At 73.3% G+C, this 17,569-nt stretch carries 12 protein-coding genes and 1 pseudogene; 10 read left to right on the top strand and 3 right to left on the bottom strand.

The window, feature by feature from the left end:
* Nucleotides 1-424 precede the first annotated feature (424 nt).
* Together mptB and ACWC24_RS15500 are read left to right on the top strand one after the other, a co-directional pair.
* Nucleotides 425-1,819: a polyprenol phosphomannose-dependent alpha 1,6 mannosyltransferase MptB gene (gene mptB / locus ACWC24_RS15505; RefSeq protein WP_450663333.1), complete on the top strand. Its 1,395-nt coding sequence runs from the start codon at nt 425-427 to the stop codon at nt 1,817-1,819.
* Nucleotides 1,816-3,240: a glycosyltransferase 87 family protein gene (locus tag ACWC24_RS15500; RefSeq protein WP_450663332.1), complete on the top strand. Its 1,425-nt coding sequence runs from the start codon at nt 1,816-1,818 to the stop codon at nt 3,238-3,240. Before mptB ends, ACWC24_RS15500 begins: the two co-directional genes overlap by 4 nt.
* 11 nt (nt 3,241-3,251) lie before the next feature.
* On the opposite strand, the pseudogene ACWC24_RS15495 reads toward ACWC24_RS15500, so the two are convergent.
* Both ACWC24_RS15495 and rho read right to left on the bottom strand, forming a co-directional pair.
* A pseudogene (locus ACWC24_RS15495) lies at nt 3,252-4,214 on the bottom strand (D-alanyl-D-alanine carboxypeptidase family protein); the annotation flags it as partial.
* Between the two features lie 99 nt (nt 4,215-4,313).
* Entirely contained in the window at nt 4,314-5,459 is a 1,146-nt protein-coding gene (rho, locus tag ACWC24_RS15490; protein WP_450663331.1) for a transcription termination factor Rho, read from the bottom strand.
* Between the two features lie 514 nt (nt 5,460-5,973).
* Between rho and ACWC24_RS15485 the strand changes: the two genes are divergently transcribed.
* Both ACWC24_RS15485 and ACWC24_RS15480 read left to right on the top strand, forming a co-directional pair.
* On the top strand, nt 5,974-9,810 hold the full coding sequence (locus tag ACWC24_RS15485) for a S8 family serine peptidase (RefSeq protein ID WP_450663330.1): 3,837 nt from the start codon (nt 5,974-5,976) through the stop codon (nt 9,808-9,810).
* 115 nt (nt 9,811-9,925) lie between these two features.
* Nucleotides 9,926-10,930 (top strand): helix-turn-helix domain-containing protein, encoded by a 1,005-nt coding sequence (locus tag ACWC24_RS15480; protein WP_450663329.1) that lies wholly within the window; start codon nt 9,926-9,928, stop codon nt 10,928-10,930.
* A 75-nt stretch (nt 10,931-11,005) separates the two neighbouring features.
* Here the strand turns inward: ACWC24_RS15480 and ACWC24_RS15475 are convergent, their stop codons facing one another.
* On the bottom strand, nt 11,006-11,455 hold the full coding sequence (locus ACWC24_RS15475) for a MarR family winged helix-turn-helix transcriptional regulator (RefSeq protein ID WP_450663328.1): 450 nt from the start codon (nt 11,453-11,455) through the stop codon (nt 11,006-11,008).
* 128 nt (nt 11,456-11,583) lie between these two features.
* Between ACWC24_RS15475 and ACWC24_RS15470 the strand changes: the two genes are divergently transcribed.
* The 6 genes from ACWC24_RS15470 (at nt 11,584) to ACWC24_RS15445 (ending at nt 17,509) form a co-directional block, all read left to right on the top strand.
* Nucleotides 11,584-12,417: an alpha/beta fold hydrolase gene (locus ACWC24_RS15470; RefSeq protein WP_450663327.1), complete on the top strand. Its 834-nt coding sequence runs from the start codon at nt 11,584-11,586 to the stop codon at nt 12,415-12,417.
* Between the two features lie 152 nt (nt 12,418-12,569).
* Nucleotides 12,570-13,340 carry an SDR family NAD(P)-dependent oxidoreductase gene (locus ACWC24_RS15465; RefSeq protein ID WP_450663326.1) on the top strand — a complete coding sequence of 257 codons (771 nt, stop codon included), beginning with the start codon at nt 12,570-12,572 and terminating at the stop codon, nt 13,338-13,340.
* A gap of 197 nt (nt 13,341-13,537) precedes the next feature.
* Nucleotides 13,538-15,025 (top strand): MFS transporter, encoded by a 1,488-nt coding sequence (locus ACWC24_RS15460; RefSeq protein ID WP_450663325.1) that lies wholly within the window; start codon nt 13,538-13,540, stop codon nt 15,023-15,025.
* A 146-nt stretch (nt 15,026-15,171) separates the two neighbouring features.
* Nucleotides 15,172-15,894: a YciI family protein gene (locus ACWC24_RS15455; RefSeq protein ID WP_450663324.1), complete on the top strand. Its 723-nt coding sequence runs from the start codon at nt 15,172-15,174 to the stop codon at nt 15,892-15,894.
* The gene (locus ACWC24_RS15450) at nt 15,891-16,256 is read left to right on the top strand and encodes a YciI family protein (RefSeq protein WP_450663323.1); all 366 of its coding nucleotides are present in this window, start codon (nt 15,891-15,893) and stop codon (nt 16,254-16,256) included. Before ACWC24_RS15455 ends, ACWC24_RS15450 begins: the two co-directional genes overlap by 4 nt.
* Nucleotides 16,247-17,509, top strand: a complete 1,263-nt coding sequence (locus ACWC24_RS15445; RefSeq protein ID WP_450663322.1) for an RNA polymerase sigma factor — start codon at nt 16,247-16,249, stop codon at nt 17,507-17,509. The genes ACWC24_RS15450 and ACWC24_RS15445 overlap by 10 nt, the downstream gene beginning before the upstream one ends.
* The last annotated feature ends 60 nt before the right edge of the window (nt 17,510-17,569 follow it).

Genomic DNA, 17,569 nt, shown 5'->3' with positions numbered 1-17,569 from the left:
TGCCGGGCCGTGCCACGGTGCCGGGCCGTGCCACGGTGCCGGGCCGTGCCACGGTGCCGGGCCGTCCCGTGTCGAAGGGCCGTCCGAGGTGCTTGGGTCGCCCGTCGTCTTCGGTCCGTCCGAGGTGCGCGGCTCGCCCGGCGCCTTCGGTCCGTCCGAGGTGCTCGTTCCGTCCGGCGGAACCGATCCGCCCGGTGCCCGCGATCCGTCCGGCGGACCCGGTTCGCCCGGTGCCCGCGATCCGTCCGACGGACCCGGTTCGCCGCGTGTTCGCCGTCCGCCCGCCGTTCCGGAGGACGGAAGCGCGAGGTCCGCCGGTGATCGCGGGAGCCGATCACGCGTCGGTCACGCGTAGGTCGCCGTGCGGCAGGCGGTGTGTCGCCTTCCGGCCATTCGGCGTTGACACGCTGAGCGAGTGTTGGCCATGGCATTTCCTGTCGATCTCCGCCGCTGCCAGGCTCTGGGCCTGGCCGGTACCGCCGTCCTCGCGCTGGGCGGTGAGACGGCCGGTGCGCTGCCGGCCCGGGAACTGCCCGCCCCGGCCTCGATCCAGGCCGCTGTCGGCCTGGTCGGTGTGTACTTCGGCGTCGTCCTGCTGATAGCGGCCTGGGTGCTTCTGGGCCGTCTGGTCCGCAGCGCCGACCCGCCGAGCCCGCGCGCCCTGCTGCTGGTGCTCGCGGTCTGGGCGACACCGCTGCTGATCGCGCCGCCGCTGTTCAGCCGGGACGTCTACAGCTATCTCGCCCAGGGCGCCATGGTCGACGCCCACATCAACGTCTACACGCACGGCCCCGCACAGTTGGGCGGCCCGCTCGCGGAGGAGGTCGCCCCGCTGTGGCAGCACACCGCGGCCCCCTACGGTCCGGTGTTCCTCGGCGTCGCCTCCGCGCTGTCCGGCCTGACCCGGGGCGAGATCCCCGCCGGGCTGCTCGGCATGCGGCTGGTCGCCCTGTTCGGGGTGGCCCTGATGGCGGCCGCGCTGCCCCGCCTGGCCCGGCACTGCGGGGCCGATCCGGCCGCCGCCCTCTGGCTGGGCGTACTGAATCCGCTGGTGCTGCTGCACCTGGTCGCGGGCGCCCACAACGACGCGATCATGCTCGGGCTGCTGGGGCTCGGCCTGGTCGCGGCCCTCGGCGCCTGGCCGGTCCTGGGGGCGGTCCTGGTCACCCTCGCGGCCCTGGTGAAGGCACCGGCGGCGCTCGGACTCGCCGCGGTGGTGGTGCTCCAGATCCGGGCGGGCCGCCGTCCGGCCCGCGCCCTGCTGACGACGACGGCGGCCTGCGCGGCAACCACGGTCGCCGCGACCGCGATAGCGGGCACCGGATACGGCTGGACCCGCGCCCTGGGAACCCCGGTCTCCCCGCACAACTGGGCGCTGACCAGTCTGCTGGGCAGTGCCACCGGAGCCCTGCTGAAGCGACTCGGCAGCGACCTGGCGCCGCTGGCCATGCCGGCCTGGCACGTGCTCGGTCTCGCCGTGACCGGGGTCGTGGTGCTCGCCATCTGGTGGCGGCTGCGCCCGCACCCCGTGTACGCGCTCGGCCTGAGCCTCGCCACGGTGGCCGCGTTCGGCCCGGCGATCCGTCCCTGGTACGCCCTGTGGGGCCTGTTCCTCATAGCCGCCGCCGCGCCCAGCACCTCGGTACGGCACCGGGTGGCCGCCGTGACGGCGGTGCTTGCACTGGCCGTGCTGCCCAGCGGCGGCCCGGCCGACGTCGGGCAACTGGTGCTGGCGGTCTCGGGCGGGGCCCTCGCCCTCGTCGTCCTGTGGCAGGCCCATCTGGCGGCGCACGCACCGGCACTCGGACGGACGGCATGAGATCACCTCGCACCGACGCGGCCCGGCTCCTGGCCGTCCTGGTCCTCGCGTCCGCCGTGGCCGTCTTCACCGCCACGGTCCCGCTGCTGCGCGACTGGTTCGACCTGCGCGTCTACTACGGCACGGTCGACAGCTGGATGCACCACGGCGGCCGGATCTACGACTACCAGGTGCCCGGCACGACCTACGGCTTCACCTACCCGCCGTTCGCGGCCGTCGTCATGCTGCCGATGGCCGTGCTCGGCCTGCACACCGCGGTCGTCGTGGCCCTGCTGCTGAACCTGCTGGCCCTGGCGGCGGTCCTGCGGATGCTCACCGGCCGGGCGTGGCGTCGCCACGGTTGGTACGGCTGCGCCCTGGCACTGTGCGCCCTGGCCCTGTTCGAGCCGCTGCGGGACACCTTCAGCTTCGGCCAGGTGAACCTGCTCCTGCTGGCGCTCGTCCTCCTCGACGGCTGGCTGCTCGCCACCGGGCGGGGCCGCCGGGCGGGCGTGGGCATCGGTCTCGCGGCGGCCGTCAAACTGACGCCCGCGCTGTTCATCGGCCTGCTGCTGGTGGCCAGGCGATGGCGGGCGGCGGCGGTGGCGACGGCGGTCGCGGTCGCGGCGACCGCGCTGGCCGCCCGGGTGGACCCGGACGCCTCGCGCTTCTACTGGACCGAGGCGCTGTGGGACACCAGCCGGGTGGGCCGCCTCGACTACATCTCGAACCAGTCCCTCCAGGGGATCCTGGCCCGCCTGGGGGTCCTGGACCGTGCGGTCTGGGCGACGCTGGTCCTGGCGGTGCTGGCCGTGTGGGTGCTGCGGTCCCGGCGGGCGGTGGCGGCCGGCGACTGGCAGGCGGCCTTCGCGCTCACCGGGCTGACGGCGTGCCTGGTCAGTCCGATCACCTGGGTGCACCACCTCGTGTGGCTGCTGCCGTCGTTCGTGGTCCTGGTGCGCAGCGGGCACCCGAGGGTCGCGGGTGCCCTCTACGCGGTGCTGTGCAGCAGTGTGGTGTGGCTCTGGTTCGACGACTCCTCCGGTGCGGACGGCTTCGTCGGCGGCAACACCTACGCGTGGATCACCCTGGGCCTGCTGCTGTGGCTGCCGGTCGGTCAGGCCCGTGGCGCACGCGATCTCTTCGCCCGCAGAACCAGCACCAGCGCCCCCGCGCCGAGGCCCGCGACTCCCGGGATCGCCCAGGTCCGCAGCGGACCGGGACCGTCCACCGCGGCGGCGGGACGGGCGACCGGGACCGTGGTGGCGGCGGCGGACGGTTCCGGGGTGGAGCCGGCGTGCGGTACCGCGGTGGAGCCGGCGTACGGCGTGGGCCGCGGCACGTCGAGCGACCCCACGGGATCGACCCGGCCGGCCGCCGCGAACCCCCAGTCGAGCAGCTCGCGGGCCTCCTCGTACACCGCCAAACCGCCGCCCTCCTGAGGGTTCATCACCGTGACGACCAGGGTGCGCCCGTCCCGCTTCGCGGCGGCGACGAGCGTGTTCCCGGCATTGCTGGTGTAACCGTTCTTGATGCCGATCAGCCCCGGGTACGGCGCCACGCCGTCCTCGCCGGTGAGCAGCCGGTTGGTGTTCCTGATCCCGAACGACGATCCGGCGTCGCCCGGGAAGTGGGCCTCGACGGTGCGGCAGTACTGCGCGAACTCCTTGTTGCGCAGCCCTTCCCGGCCGAACACGGCCAGGTCGTACGCGGAGGACGCCTGGCCGGGTGTGTCGTAGCCGTCGGGGGAGACGACGTGGGTGTCGCGGGCGCCGAGGGCGCGGGCCTTCTCCTGCATCAGGGCGGCCGTGGTGTCCCAGCCCCCGCTGAGCGAGGCCAGTACGTGCACGGCGTCGTTGCCGGAGTTGAGGAACACACCGCGCCACAGGTCGGCGATCCGGTAGGTGTGTCCTTCCTCGACCCCGACGAGGCTGCTGCCCGGTCCGATGCCTTCCAGCTCCTGATGCTTCACCGTGTGCTCCATGCCCTCGGGCAGCAGCGGCAGCACCGTCAGGGCGAACAGGGTCTTCAGGGTGCTGGCGGGCGGCAGCGGGCGGTGCGCGTCATGGGCGGCGAGGACCGCCCCGGTACGGGCGTCGGCCACCGTCCAGGACAGCGCGGAGACCTCCGGGACCTCGGGAGCTCCGGGGTGGAGCCGGACCTGCGTGCCGGGCTGCCGCAGCGGATCGGACTGCTCCGCCCCGGACCGGGCAGCTCCGGCGGCCCCGGAGCCCGCGTCGGGTGCGGCGCTCTCCTCAGGGCCCGCGGCGGGTGCGGAGCTCGCCCCGGAGGCCGTGCCGGTCCCGGAGGCCGTGCCGGTCCCGGCGGCCGTCGACACGGGGGCGAGGGCGAGCACGCCCACCACACAGAGTGCGCAGGCCGACCGAGCCAACCGAGGTGAGAATCCGATTGTCATACTGCAAACGTAGAAACGGACCGCTACGGGGTCGCGCTGTCAGGGCCGAACGTGACCCGCGAGCACCCGGATGCCGCACGAGGGGGCGGATCCGACGCCTCAGACGGCGGGCAGCGTCGGCTGGATCCGGCGCAGGAAGGCCGCGTTGTCGGGGGTCGCGCGCAGCCGCTCCAGGAGGGTCTCCAGGTTGGTGTGGCCGTCGCGGGTCAGCAGGGCGCGTCGCAGCCCGCGCGTCGCGGCCAATTCGGCCGGGGAGAGCAGGAGTTCCTCGCGTCGGGTACCGGAGGTGCCGATGTCGACCGCCGGGAACACCCGGCGCGCGGCGAGTTCGCGGTCCAGGCGCAGTTCCATGTTGCCGGTGCTCTTGAGCTCCTCGAAGAACAGGTCGTCGGCGCGGGAGCCGGTCTCGACCAGGGCGGTCGCGAGGATGGTGAGCGAGCCGCCCTCCTCGGCCCGACGGGCGGCGCCGAACAGCCGCTTGGGCCCGTGCAGCGCGGCCGCGTCGACGCCGCCGCTGAGGGTGCGGCCGCCCGCGCCGGCGGCGTTGTTGTGCGCCCGGCACAGCCGGGTCAGCGAGTCGAGGAGGACGACGACGTCCTCGCCCGCCTCGACGAGCCGCTTGGCCCGCTCGACGACGAGCTCGGCGAGCGCGATGTGCTGCCGGGGCGTCCGGTCGAAGGTCGAGGCGTACACCTCGCCGCGCACGGAGCGCCGCATGTCGGTGACTTCCTCGGGGCGCTCGTCGAGCAGGACCACCATCAGACGGCACTCCGGGTGGTTCCCGGCGACCGCGGCGGCGATCTGCTGGATCAGCACGGTCTTGCCGGTTTTCGGCGGAGCCACGACGAGCCCGCGCTGGCCCTTGCCGACGGGGGCGAGCAGGTCCATGACCCGGCCGGTGAGCCCGGACGCGGGGTGCTCAAGGCGCAGCCGTTCGTGCGGGTGCAGCGGGGTGAGGTCGGCGAAGTTCCGGCGGCGGCGCGGCTCTTCGGGCGTACGGCCGTCGACGCGCGCGACCTCGGCCAGGGCGCGCCGGTCGCCGCGCACCCCTTCGAGAAGGTCGCCCTTGCGCAGGCCGTACCGGCGGATGAGGGCGGGGGAGACCTGGAGGTCCTCGGGGGTGGGCAGGCAGTCCGCGGCACGCAGGTGCCCCTTCCCGCCCGCGTCGATGTCGAGGACACCGGTGACGGCCGGGGCGGCGGGGGCCTGCTGCCGGAGGGGAGGGTGCGGAAGTGTGGTGGTCATCGGTGCGGTCCTTTCGCGGACGGCGGGCATGAGACATGCGGAGGGAAGAGAGGGAAGGGCCGCGAGGGGAGAGGCGGTCGTGCGCGTCTCCGGGCGGCGGGAACCGCGCCTCGGGCGACGGAGGAGCCGTCTGCGGGAGCAGTACGGCTGCGTCGGCGAGGTGGTGCGGAAGAGCTGTCGCGCCTGCCGGTCACGGCGAAGGGGCGGAGCAGCACAGAGAAATGAATCGGCATCGGCGCCCATGAAGGGCGTGCACTGATGCTCGCTGCACTGTAGCACACGCAGGGTTGGCAGAGCGTCGGAACGTCGGTCACGGGGCATCGGCGGGCGGCTGCGGACCGTCGGTGGGGGACATGTCCCGAGTCGGCCGGGAAGGGTCGCGGAAGCAGCCCTCGGCAGGCAACTCCCGTGACCCGTAAGCACGTAGACCACGGTGGCGCATGTGGGACGTGGCGCTTTCGCGCCACCGGTCTGCTGTTCCCCCCGAAGGTTTCCGACCGGTAGGAACCGCAGCATGACTTCCCTCATACCTCCCCGCCGCAGACGTCGGCGGGCACTCGCGGCGGCGGTCGGCACCGTGGCCGTCCTGACGTCACTGGCCGGGCCGACCGGCCCCGCGGTGGCGAGCGTGGCGACGAGTGCGGACGCGGCCCACCCCGCCGCGGCGGTGGACACCACGGACACCGGCGTACACACCGTCACCCTGCTCACCGGTGACGTCGTGCGCGTCACGCAGGCCGGCGGCGGCAAGCAGACCGCGGACGTGACCCGCCCGAGCGGCGCCACCGGCGGCGTGCGCACCGAGACCGTCGGCGGCGACCTCTACGTCTACCCGGACGAGGTGCTGCCCTACCTGGCCGCGAACCGCCTCGACAAGCGGCTGTTCGACGTGACCTCCCTCATCGAGCAGGGCTACGACGACGCCCACAGCGACGGCATCCCGCTGATCCTGAACTACGGTGCCAAGACCGCGACCGCCGACCGGACCACCCCCACCGGCGCCACCAAGGTGCGCTCCCTGCCGACCATTCGTGGCGCGGCCGTCCGGGCCGCGAAGAAGCGCGCCCGGACGGTGTGGAAGTCGGTCGCGCCCGCGGCCGCCGCTCCCACCGCCTCCGCCACCACCGGCGACGCTCCCGCGGCCGAGCTCGGCGACGGCCTGGCCAAGATCTGGCTGGACGGCAAGGTCGAGGCCACCCTCAAGGACACCACCGCGCAGATCGGCGCGGCCACCGCCTGGGCGAAGGGCTACGACGGCAAGGGCGTCAAGGTCGCCGTGCTCGACACCGGCGTCGACCTCAACCACCCCGACCTGAACGGCCGGGTCGCCGAGTCGCAGAGCTTCGTGCCCGGCGAGACCGTCCAGGACGGCCACGGCCACGGCACCCACACCGCGTCCACCGTCGGCGGCAGCGGAGCCGCCTCCGACGGCGCCGAGAAGGGCGTGGCGCCCGGCGCCGACCTGCTGATCGGCAAGGTCCTCGCCGACGGCGGCTACGGTCAGGACTCCTGGATCATCTCCGGCATGGAGTGGGCCGTCGACCACGGCGCCCGCGTCGTCAGCATGAGCCTCGGCTCGTCCGATCCGTCCGACGGCACCGACCCGATGAGCCAGACCGTCGACGAGCTCACCGAGAAGAGCGGCGCGCTGTTCGTCATCGCGGCCGGCAACTCCGGCAGCGAGGCGAGCATGGGCAGCCCCGGCGTCGCCGACGAGGCGCTGACCGTCGCCGCCGTGGACTCCGCCGACAAGCGGGCGTCGTTCTCCTCCCAGGGCCCCCGCCTGAACGACTACGCCCTCAAGCCCGACATCTCCGCCCCCGGCGTCAACGTGCTCGCCGCCAAGGCCGGCGGCAGCGCCGCGACCGGCTGGTACCAGACGATGAGCGGCACCTCCATGGCCACCCCGCACGTCGCCGGAGCCGCCGCGGTCCTCGCCCAGGAGCACCCGGACTGGAAGGCGCGGCAGCTCAAGGACGCGCTGATGAGCACCTCCAAGCAGCTGACGGCGTACACCGCCTACCAGGTGGGCGTCGGCCGCGTCGACCTCGCCGCCGCGACCGCCGCGACGGTCACCTCGACCGGCTCCGCGTACTTCGGCATCGACTCCTGGCCGCACAGCGACAGCACTCCGCTCGACCGCACGGTGACGTACACCAACACCGGTGACACCGACGCCGAGCTGCACCTGTCGCTGAACGCCTCCGTCGCCGGCGGCCCGTACGACACCGACCCGACCGCGGGCAAGGGCACCCCGGCCCCCGACGGGATGTTCACCCTCTCCGCCGACACCGTGACCGTCCCCGCCCACGGCACCGCGACGGTCACCGCGACCGCCAGGCCGAGCCTGGGCGCCGACGGCCGTCGCTACCTCGGCCAGATCACCGCCACGGACGGCTCGGGCGCGACCCTCACCCGTACCCAGGTCGGCCTGTACCGCGAGGATGCCCGTCACACCCTGCACGTCGCCCTGAAGGACCGTTCCGGCAAGCCGGCCGCGGGCTGGGTCGAGATCCAGCGCCTCGGCAGCACCGAGGACCCGTACTCCGCGACCATCGACGACAGCGGCAAGGTGGACCTGCGCCTGCGCGAGGGCACCTACAGCCTCCTGACGTACCAGGACGTGACCGGCAGCCACGGCCCCGACTCGCTCGGCATGGCGGTGATGGGCGACCCGGAGGTCGTACTCGACCAGGACCGGACCGTCGATCTCGACGCGAGCCGCACCCGTGAGGTCACCGCTCAGGTCCCGCGCCGCACCGAGGACCGGGCGCTGTCCATGAACTGGTACCGCGCGGACGGCCAGGCGGCCAACTCGTACGGCGTGGGCGTCGTGGAGGTGCAGTACCTGCTGAACTCCTACTACGACAGCATGTTCGTGCTGCCCACCCGCAGGACGACCCAGGGCACCTTCGAGTACGAGACCCGCTGGCGCAAGGCCCTGCCGCTGCTCACCGTCACCGACGACGGCAGGCCCGTCCAGGTCAACGCCCAGGCCAACTCCGCGCGGTATGACGGACACAAGCGCCTGGAAGCGGTGTACGCGGGCACCGGCACCCCCGCCGAGTACGCCGGGCTGAAGGCCAAGGGCAAGGTCGTGCTGGTGACCCGCTCGGACGCGCTCACCGGCGCCCAGCGGGCGCAGGCGGCGGCCGACGCCGGGGCCGCGCTGCTGCTCGTCGTGAACGACAAGGCGGGCAAGCTGATCGAGTCCGTCGGCACCTCCGCCGCCGACAGCGCCGTGCCCGTGTTCTCCGTGACCGCCCGCAACGGGGCCCCGCTGATCGCCGACGCCAAGCGCGGCCGACTGCGGCTGGACGTCGACGGCGTGCCCAACTCCCCGTACGTGTACGACCTTTCGGACCCGCACCCCGGCCAGATCCCGTCCACCGGGCTGACCTACCGTCCCCGTCCGTCCGAACTGGCCACGGTGGAGATGCGGTTCCACGGCGCCACCGCCACGCAGAGCGGCGAGTGGCGGTCCGGCTTCCGTCCGTACCGCAAGTACGGCTCCGGGTACCTGCTGCGTCAGGACATGCCCGGCACCCGCACCGACTACGTCTCGGCGCAGGAGGGGACGCAGTGGGTCGAGACCTCGGGCACCGGGCCGGGCCTGCTCCTGTCGAGCCAGAGCACGCGCACCGCGTACGAGCCCGGCTCGTTCCAGGTCCGCAACTGGTTCAAGCCGGTGACGCGCCCCGCCAACGGGGGCACCTACTGGTGGTCGCAGCGCCAGAAGACCTCGCTGGCGTTCAACGTCCAGCCCTGGTCCGACAGCGACGGCGGCCACGGCGGCGTCATCCAGAGCAACGGACCGGCGAAGACCAGTCTGACGGTCTACCAGGACGGCGTCCTGCTCAAGACCGTCAACTCGTCGGCCCTCACCATCACCAGGCCGCCGACCACTCCGTCGGTCTACACCCTCGACCTGACCGCCGAACGCGACGCGGACACCTACCGGCTTTCCCCCCGCACGCACACGGTGTGGCAGGTCAAGTCCGACCCGGTCACCGACCCGACGGTGATCGACCGGGTGGCGGTGCTCCAGATGGACTACGGCGTCGACACCGACCTGGCGGGCGACGCTCGTGGCGGCCGCCAGACGCTCCGGCTCACCCCGCATCACCTTGACGGCGCGGCGGGTGCCGGAAAGATCCAGGGCGCGACACTGTCGGTCTCCTACGACGACGGCGTGACCTGGACCCCGGTCGACACGAAGGGCAAGTCCGGCACCTGGACGGCCCGTTACGACGCCCCGCACCACGGCTATGTGTCACTGAAGGCCGAGGGCTGGGACGACGCGGGCAACCGCATCAGCCAGGAGGTGATCCGCGCCTACGGTCTGAAGTAGGCGGCCACAGGCCGGAGTCGGAGGCTGTCGAACCCCCGTCGAGTCACCCCAGGTGACTGACGGATCGGCAGCCTCCGTATTCTCGTGGGGACTTCACAGACCACGAGGAGGTCCCGTGCTCTCGGTGCTCGGGCTCGGCCCGGCCGAGGAGGAGATCTACCGTCTCCTGGTGTCGCGGGCGGGCGCCACCGCCGACCGACTCGCGGACGAGACCGGCCGTGCGCCCGGCGAGACGCTGAAGCTGCTCGTCGCGCTGGCCGGCCGCGGCCTGGCCGCGGCGGCCACGGACGCCGCCGACGGCGTCGACGGCGAGCCCGGCCCGGCCACGGTCTTCACCGCCGCGCCCCCGGCCGTCGCTCTCGGCGGCACGCTGCGGCAGCGCCGTGACGACCTGCGGGCCGCCGAGGAGGCGCTGCTCGCGCTCACCGAGGAGTACCGCAACGCGGCGTCGGGCGGCAGCATCGTGGAGGTCATCACCGACCCCGTCGCGGTACGCCACCGCTTCATGCAGCTCCAGGAGTCCGCCCGGCGCGAGATCCGGGCCATGATGGTGCCCGAGTCCACCGTCGTGCGGCGCGAGCACAACACCGCCGAACACGCCGGGGTGCGCCGCGGTGTCCTCTACCGCACCATCGTGCAGCGCGACATGTTCGGCCAGCCCGGCATGGTCGGTGAGGCGCTGGCCGCCCTGGCGTCCGGCCAGCACGTCAGCGTCGCCGAGTCGGTCCCGGTGAAGTTCATGATCGCCGACCGTGAGCTGGCCATGCTCCCGCTGCTGCCCGGCCGCCGTACCGCCCCCGCCTCGATCCTGGTGCACCATTCCGGGATGCTGGAGGCCCTGATCGCCTACTTCGAACTCGCCTGGGAGCGCGCCTATCCGCTGTCTCCCAACACGGTGGACGGCGGTGGTGTCACGGAGGCCCGTCCGGACGGACTGGACGAGATGGACGCCCGTGTCCTCGCTCTCGTCCTCGCCGGTCTCACCGACCAGGCCGCCGCGGGTCAGCTCGGCGTCTCCCGGCGCACGGTGCAGCGCCGGATCGGTGAACTGATGCTCAAGGCGGGGGCGGAGAGCCGCATACAGCTCGGCTGGATCGCGGCCCGCAGAGGGTGGGCCTGACACGGCCGGTGGGAGCGACGGCCGGTGGGACCGACGGCTGTCGCGCCCGGTCGCCGCGCCCGCCCGCGGGCGGGCTCAGCGCGGGCGGCCCGGAACTCCGGGTGACAGCCGCGCGGCGAGCTGCTCCAGCAGGGCCACCGTCCGCGCGATCTCCTCGGCGTCCTCGGTGCCGAGCGCGGCGCCGAGCGCCCCGTCGACCGGTGTGGCCGCGACCTCCGCGCGACGGCCGGAGACCTCCGGGTTCTGGCGCAGCAGGGTGCGCCGGCGGTCGGTGGGGTCGGGTGCGGCGAGGACCGAACCCGTCTCCCTGAGGCGGGCCGCGCAGCCGGAGACCGCGCTCTGCGGCAGGCCCGTACGGGCCGCGATCTCGCCGACGGTGGTGTCCGGGTGGGCGTACACGTCGAGCATCACGACCAGCATCGACCGGGTGCTGGTGGCGTGGTCCTCCAGCCCCTCGGTGGGGATGGCCTCTTCGCCGATCTTCATCAGGGTGCGGCCGAGCAGGAACAGTTCCACTCCGTTCATGGACCCAGATTACATCAGGGCTGATGTATCGATCGAGATGCATCACTCTTGATGCATCAGAAAAGATGGATTATCTTTCGGGTGTCGCCTCGGCGTCCCGGGGTGCCACCACGACGAAGGAGTCCGTCATGAACGCCGTCCGCAAGGCCGCCCTGACCGTCCCCGGCGCCACCCTCCACTACGAAGTCCGCGGCAGCGGGCCGCTGTTGCTCGTCTCCCAGAGCGGCGAGGGCGACGCCAACCGCAGCGACGCGATGGTCGACCACCTCGTCGACCGCCACACCGTGGTGACCTACGACCGCCGCGGCCTGTCCCGCAGCGTCCTCGACGATCCCGCACGAGGAGCCACCCTCGACGAGCACGTCGACGACGTGCACCGGCTGCTCGCCCACCTCACCGACGAGCCCGCCCGGATGCTGGGATGCAGCATGGGGGCGGTCATCGGGCTGCGTCTCGCCCAGCGCCACCCCGACCGCTTGGCCCTGCTCGTCGCCCACGAACCCGCCATACCCGGACTGCTCCCGCATGCCGAACGGCTGCGCACGCACAACGAGTTGGACGAGATGCGCACGGTCTTCCAGCGCGACGGCTGGCTCGCCGGGGTGCGCCGGATCGGCGAGCTGCTCGGCATCGACCCCGCCCGCCAGGAGACCGAACCCGGCGCCCGGCTCGCCCCGTTGGACGCCTCACGCGAAGCCGACTTCCGCTTCTTCATCGAGCACGACGCCCTGACCATGCGGCACGCCGAACTCACCGCCGACGAACTGACCGCCCTGAAGGACGGTCCCGTCCGCATCGTGCCCGGAGCCGGACTCGCCACCCCGCGCACGGTCTTCGACTACCGCTGCGCCGAGGAACTCTCCGCCGGACTCGGCACCGGCCTCGTCCACTTCCCCGGCGGCCACAACGGCAACATCACCCACCCCGAGGGCTTCGCCGAGGTGCTGCGCGGACTGCTGTGAACCGGCGGGGGCCGTCCCGCCGGAGGCCGGCCATACCAGCCATACGAACGGGTGATGCCCCTTCGGCGACGGATTTCTTGTTCTGGCCAAAAGCCCTCCCTACGCTGCCACCACCGCACTCCGGCGGCACGGGACAAGGGACTGCACCGATCATGGGTCGACTGGACGGGAAAATCGCCTTCATCAGCGGCACGGGAGCCGGAATAGGAAGAGCGGCGGCCCTGATATTCGCGGCGGAGGGCGCCCGCGTATTCGGCTGTGACATCGACGCGGACAGCGCGGCGGAAACCGTCGAACTCGTCCGTAAAGCCGGGGGAGACATGAATTCCCTCGCGCCGGTGGACGTGTCCACCGAGGCCGGTGCCCGGGAGTGGATCGACGCCGGGATCGCGGCGTTCGGTGCGATCGACATCCTCTACAACAACGCCTCCGCGCTGCGGAACGGGCCGTTCGAGACGATGCCCGCCGAGGACTGGTACTTCACCATCAGGAACGAGCTCGACATCCCGTACTTCTGTACCCGGGCCGCCTGGCCGCACCTGATCGCCCGCGGCGGCGGAGCCGTCCTCAACGTCGCCTCCGTGGCCGCCGTGCGCGGGGCGCCCTTCATGCCGATGGTGCCGCACGGCGCCGCCAAGGGCGGGGTGCTGGCGATGAGCAAGCACCTGTGCGCGGCCGGTGCCCCGCACGGCATCCGGGTCAACACCATCGCCCCCGGCATGACCCGCACCCCGGCCACCGCCCCCTTCCTGGACGACCCGGACGGTCCGAGGGAACAGCTCGAGGCGCGGATCCCGGCCGGCCGGGTCGGCGAGCCCGAGGACATCGCGCGGGCGGCGGCCTTCCTCTGCTGCGACGAGGCCGCCTTCGTCAACGGCGCGAACCTCATGGTCGACGGCGGCGACAGCGCGATGGCGGGCTGAGCCGCGGTGCGCACGCGACTCGACCTCGAACCCGCCGGGCGGCTCGAACTCGCGGAGGAGTTCGAACTCACGGAGAAACCCGAACCCGAGGCGAAGTTCGAAACCAGAGAAATGAACGTCGGACAGCAAACCGACCGGACGCCGGAGCGAGGGCACGCACAATGACGGAAACGACCTCCCTGAAAAGACTCGACATCGTGACCCTCATAGCCTGCTGTCTCGCCGTGGCGGCGGCGCAGATGTGTATTACGGTGCCCTCGCCCATCAACGGAGAGATCCAGGCCGCATTCGGCGCCTCGGGTTCCCAGGTGGCCTGGGTGACCTCCGCCTTCATCCTGCCCACCGCCATTCTGGAACTGAACTTCGGTGTGGTCGGCGACCTCTTCGGGCGCAAGCGCCTGCTGGTGCTGGGCGGTTTCGTCCTGGCCGTCGGCGAACTGCTCAACGCCACCTCCCAGAACATCACGATGCTGTGGACCGGCCAGGCCCTGGCCGGCATCGGCGCGGCCGCGCTGTTCCCCAGTTCCCTCGCCGTGATCGCGGCCGCCACCCCCGGGGAGAAGGACCGCGCCAAGGCGGTGTCCACCTGGGCGCTCAGCATCTCCATCGCCTCGGCCGTGGGCCCGCTGTCCTCGGGCGTGCTCGCCACCGTCGCCGACTTCCGCTGGGCGTTCGTGCCGCCGGTCGTCCTCGGCCTCGCCGTGGGTGTCGCCTCCTGGTTCCTCGTCACCGACTCCAAGGCCCCCGAGGGCCGCGCCCTGGACTGGCCGGGCCAGGTCACCGTCGCCGTCGGCCTCACCGCCCTGCTGTGGGGCATCATCGAGGGCGGCGACCGCGGCTGGAGCAGCCCCGCGATCGTCGGCGCCCTGGTCCTGGCGGCGCTGGCCCTGGTCGGCTTCGTGATCGCCGAGAAGCGCGCCGAGTCGCCGATGTTCAACCTGGACCTGCTGAAGATCCCGTCGTTCGCCGCGGCCGCCGTCGTCGCCCTGGCCGGCATGTTCGGCTTCATCGGCACCGCCTACTGCGTGTCCATCCGGCTCGGCGCCGTCATGCACCTCAGCGCCCTGCGGGCCGGTCTGCCCTTCGTCATCCTCCAGCTGATCCCGCTGCTGCTGGCACCGGTGCTCAGCCGGATGCTCACCCGCATCGACGCCCGCTGGCTGCTGATGGGCGGTCTGCTGCCGATGGCCGCGGGCCAGTTCTGGATCGCCGCGCTGCCCATCACGACGACCTCCCTGGCCGCGTTCATCGGACCGGTGCTGCTGCTGGGCGTCGGCTTCATCTGCGTGGTGTCCTCGCTGACCTCCGCCGCCGTCAACGCCGTACCGATCCGGATGACCGGCATGGCCAGCGGCGCCACCAGCCTGGTCCGCGAGTTCGGACAGGGCCTCGGACCGGCCGTCATCAGCACCATCGCGATGAGCGCCGCGTCCTCCGCGCTGGCCGGCAAGCTCGGCGGCGCCGACGCGGGCATGGAGGCGGCCGCCGGACCGCTCGCCGTCGTCAACGCGGGCAGCGCCGGCGCCCGGGCCGCCGCCCAGAGCGCCCTCGGCCACGGCATGGCCCTCGGCGTGGTGATCTGCGGCTGCGCCTCCCTGCTCGGCGCGCTGGTCACCCTGCTGCTGGTGCGCAGGAGCGCGACCCGGGTGACGGCGGGGGCGGCGGTGCAGCCCGCCTCCGCCTGAGCACCGTGCCGCGAGCGCCGTCGACGGCGGGAGGCCGGGGGCCACGGATCCCGGCCTCCCGCATTTTTTTCCTGCCCCGGGTGTCGATCCGGCGGGGTGCCGTTCGTCGGTGGGGTGTAGGAAGCTCGTGAGGACCGGGAGGAACCATGAAGTACATGCTGCTGGTGTGCGGGGACGACACCGCCGACGCCTCGGAGATGGCACCCGTCGAGCCCTGGGTCGAGGAACTCGGTGCCGAACGCGGCGTACGCCTGCACGGCCATCGCCTCGCCGCCCCCGCGGACGCGGTGACCGTACGCGTGCGCGGCGGCGAAGTGCTGCGCACCGACGGCCCGTTCGCCGAGACGAAGGAGTACGTCGCCGGTTACGACATCCTGGAGTGCGACAGCCTGGAGGAGGCGGTCGAGGCCGCCGCGAAGCACCCGGTGGCCACCATCGGGGCCATGGAGGTACGCCCCTACTGGGAGGACGAGGACACCGAGGGCGCGATCCGCCGCCTCGACGCCGAACTGACCGAGGCCGCCGCGCAGCGGGACGTCGACCGGGCTCTGGCCTGCTACACGGCCGACGCCGGGATCGTCCTGCCGGACGGCGGGCCGAGTCCCCTCGACACCGAGGCCCTGCGCAAGACCCAGCAGGCCGCCTACGCGGACCTCGTCGGCCCGGTGCGCCGCGAGGTGCTCTCCTTCCGGCTGCGCGTCGACGAGAGCGTCGCCTTCGCCCACGCCCTGGTCCGGATCCGCGCCGACCGCGCCCAGGGCACCCCGCTGGACCGGACCCTGCACGTGACCACCGGCTACCGAGCCGTCGGCGAGCGCTGGCTGATCGCCCACGAGCACGTCTCGGTCCCCGCGGACGGCGGGTCGTGAGGTACGCGCTGCTGGTCCGCGCGCAGCCGGCCGACGCCGAGGGGACCCGGCCCGGCCGGATGCGCGGCGGCATCTGGCTGCGCCCGCCCGCCGACGCCACCACCGTGCGCGTCGAGGCCGACGAGATCCTGCTCGACGACGGCCTGTTCCCGGACTTCGGCGACGGCCTGTCGCCGTCCCACGGCGAAGGCCCGGTCCCGGACCTCGGCGACGGTCCGGTCCCGGACCGCGGGCCGGCCGGTCACGTCGCCGGGCTCGACCTCGTCGAAGCCGCCGACCTCGACGAGGCCATCGCCCTGGCCGCCGCGCACTCCCGGGCGTGCGGCGGCGCGGCGGTGGAGGTGCGGCCGGTGTGGGAGTGACCGACAGGGACGTCGAGGAGGCGGTCGCCGCCGCCTTCCGCGAGGAATGGGGCCAGGTCGTCGCCGGGCTCATCCGGCTGACCGGCGACTGGGACCTCGCCGAGGAGTGCGCCCAGGACGCCTTCGCCCAGGCCCTGGACCGGTGGCGGCGCGACGGTGTGCCGCGCCGCCCCGGCGCCTGGCTGACCACCACCGCCCGCAACCGCGCCCTCGACGTGCTGCGCCGGGAGGCGGTCGGGGCGCAGAAGCTGAAGGAGCTGGCCGTGCTCGCGCGCACCGACGACCCGTACGGCCCCGAGGACCCCGACGAGGGCAGCGGGGTCACCGACGACCGGCTGCGGCTGGTCTTCACCTGCTGTCACCCGGCCCTGCCGATCGAGGCCCGGGTGGCCCTGACCCTGCGCACCCTCGCCGGGCTCACCACGGCGGAGATCGCCCGTGCCTTCCTCGTCCCGGAGGCGACGATGGCGCAGCGCCTCGTCCGCGCCAAACGCAAGATCCGGAACGCGGGCATCCCGTACCGGGTGCCGCCCGCGCACCTGCTGCCCGAGCGCACCACCGGTGTCCTCGGCGTGCTCTACCTGCTCTTCAACGAGGGGTACGCGGCGACGGACGGCACCGACCTGGTCCGTACCGACCTGTGCGCGGAGGCGATCCGGCTGGCCCGGCTGCTGGCCCGGCTCATGCCCGACGAGCCCGAGGCGCTCGGTCTGCTCGCCCTTCTGCTGCTGCACCACGCCCGCCGGGCCACCCGGGTCGACGCGGCCGGCGACCCCGTCGGCCTGGAGGAGCAGGACCGCACCCGCTGGGACCGGACGGCCGCCGAGGAGGGCACCCGCCTCCTGGAGACCGCCCTGCGCCGGAGCCGCCCCGGCCCGTACCAGGTCCAGGCGGCCATCGCGGCCTGCCACACCACCGCGGCCACCGCCGCCGAGACCGACTGGGCCGACATCGCGGCCCTGTACGGCGAACTGCTGCGCCGGATGCCCACTCCCGTGGTCCGGCTCAACCGCGCGTTCGCCGTGGGCATGGCCGACGGCCCGGACCGGGGCCTGGCGCTGGTCGCGGAACTGGAACGGGAGGGCGACCTGACGGACTACCACCTGCTCGCGGCCACCCGCGCCGACCTGCTGCGCCGCGCGGGGCGGGCGCGGGAGGCCGCCGAGGCGTACGGACGGGCACTGGAGCTCGTACGCAACGCGGCGGAGCGCCGGTTCCTGGAGCGGCGGCTCGCCGAGTGCCGCCCGGCGTGAGACCCGCGGTGCGGGACCTGCGGGGACCTCCGGGACCTGCGGCGGCGGGCGGGCCGACGG

This window comes from Streptomyces sp. NPDC001443 (assembly GCF_053597355.1).
Note: the sequence above shows the minus strand (reverse complement) of the source record. Positions and strands in the feature narration are given on the sequence as shown.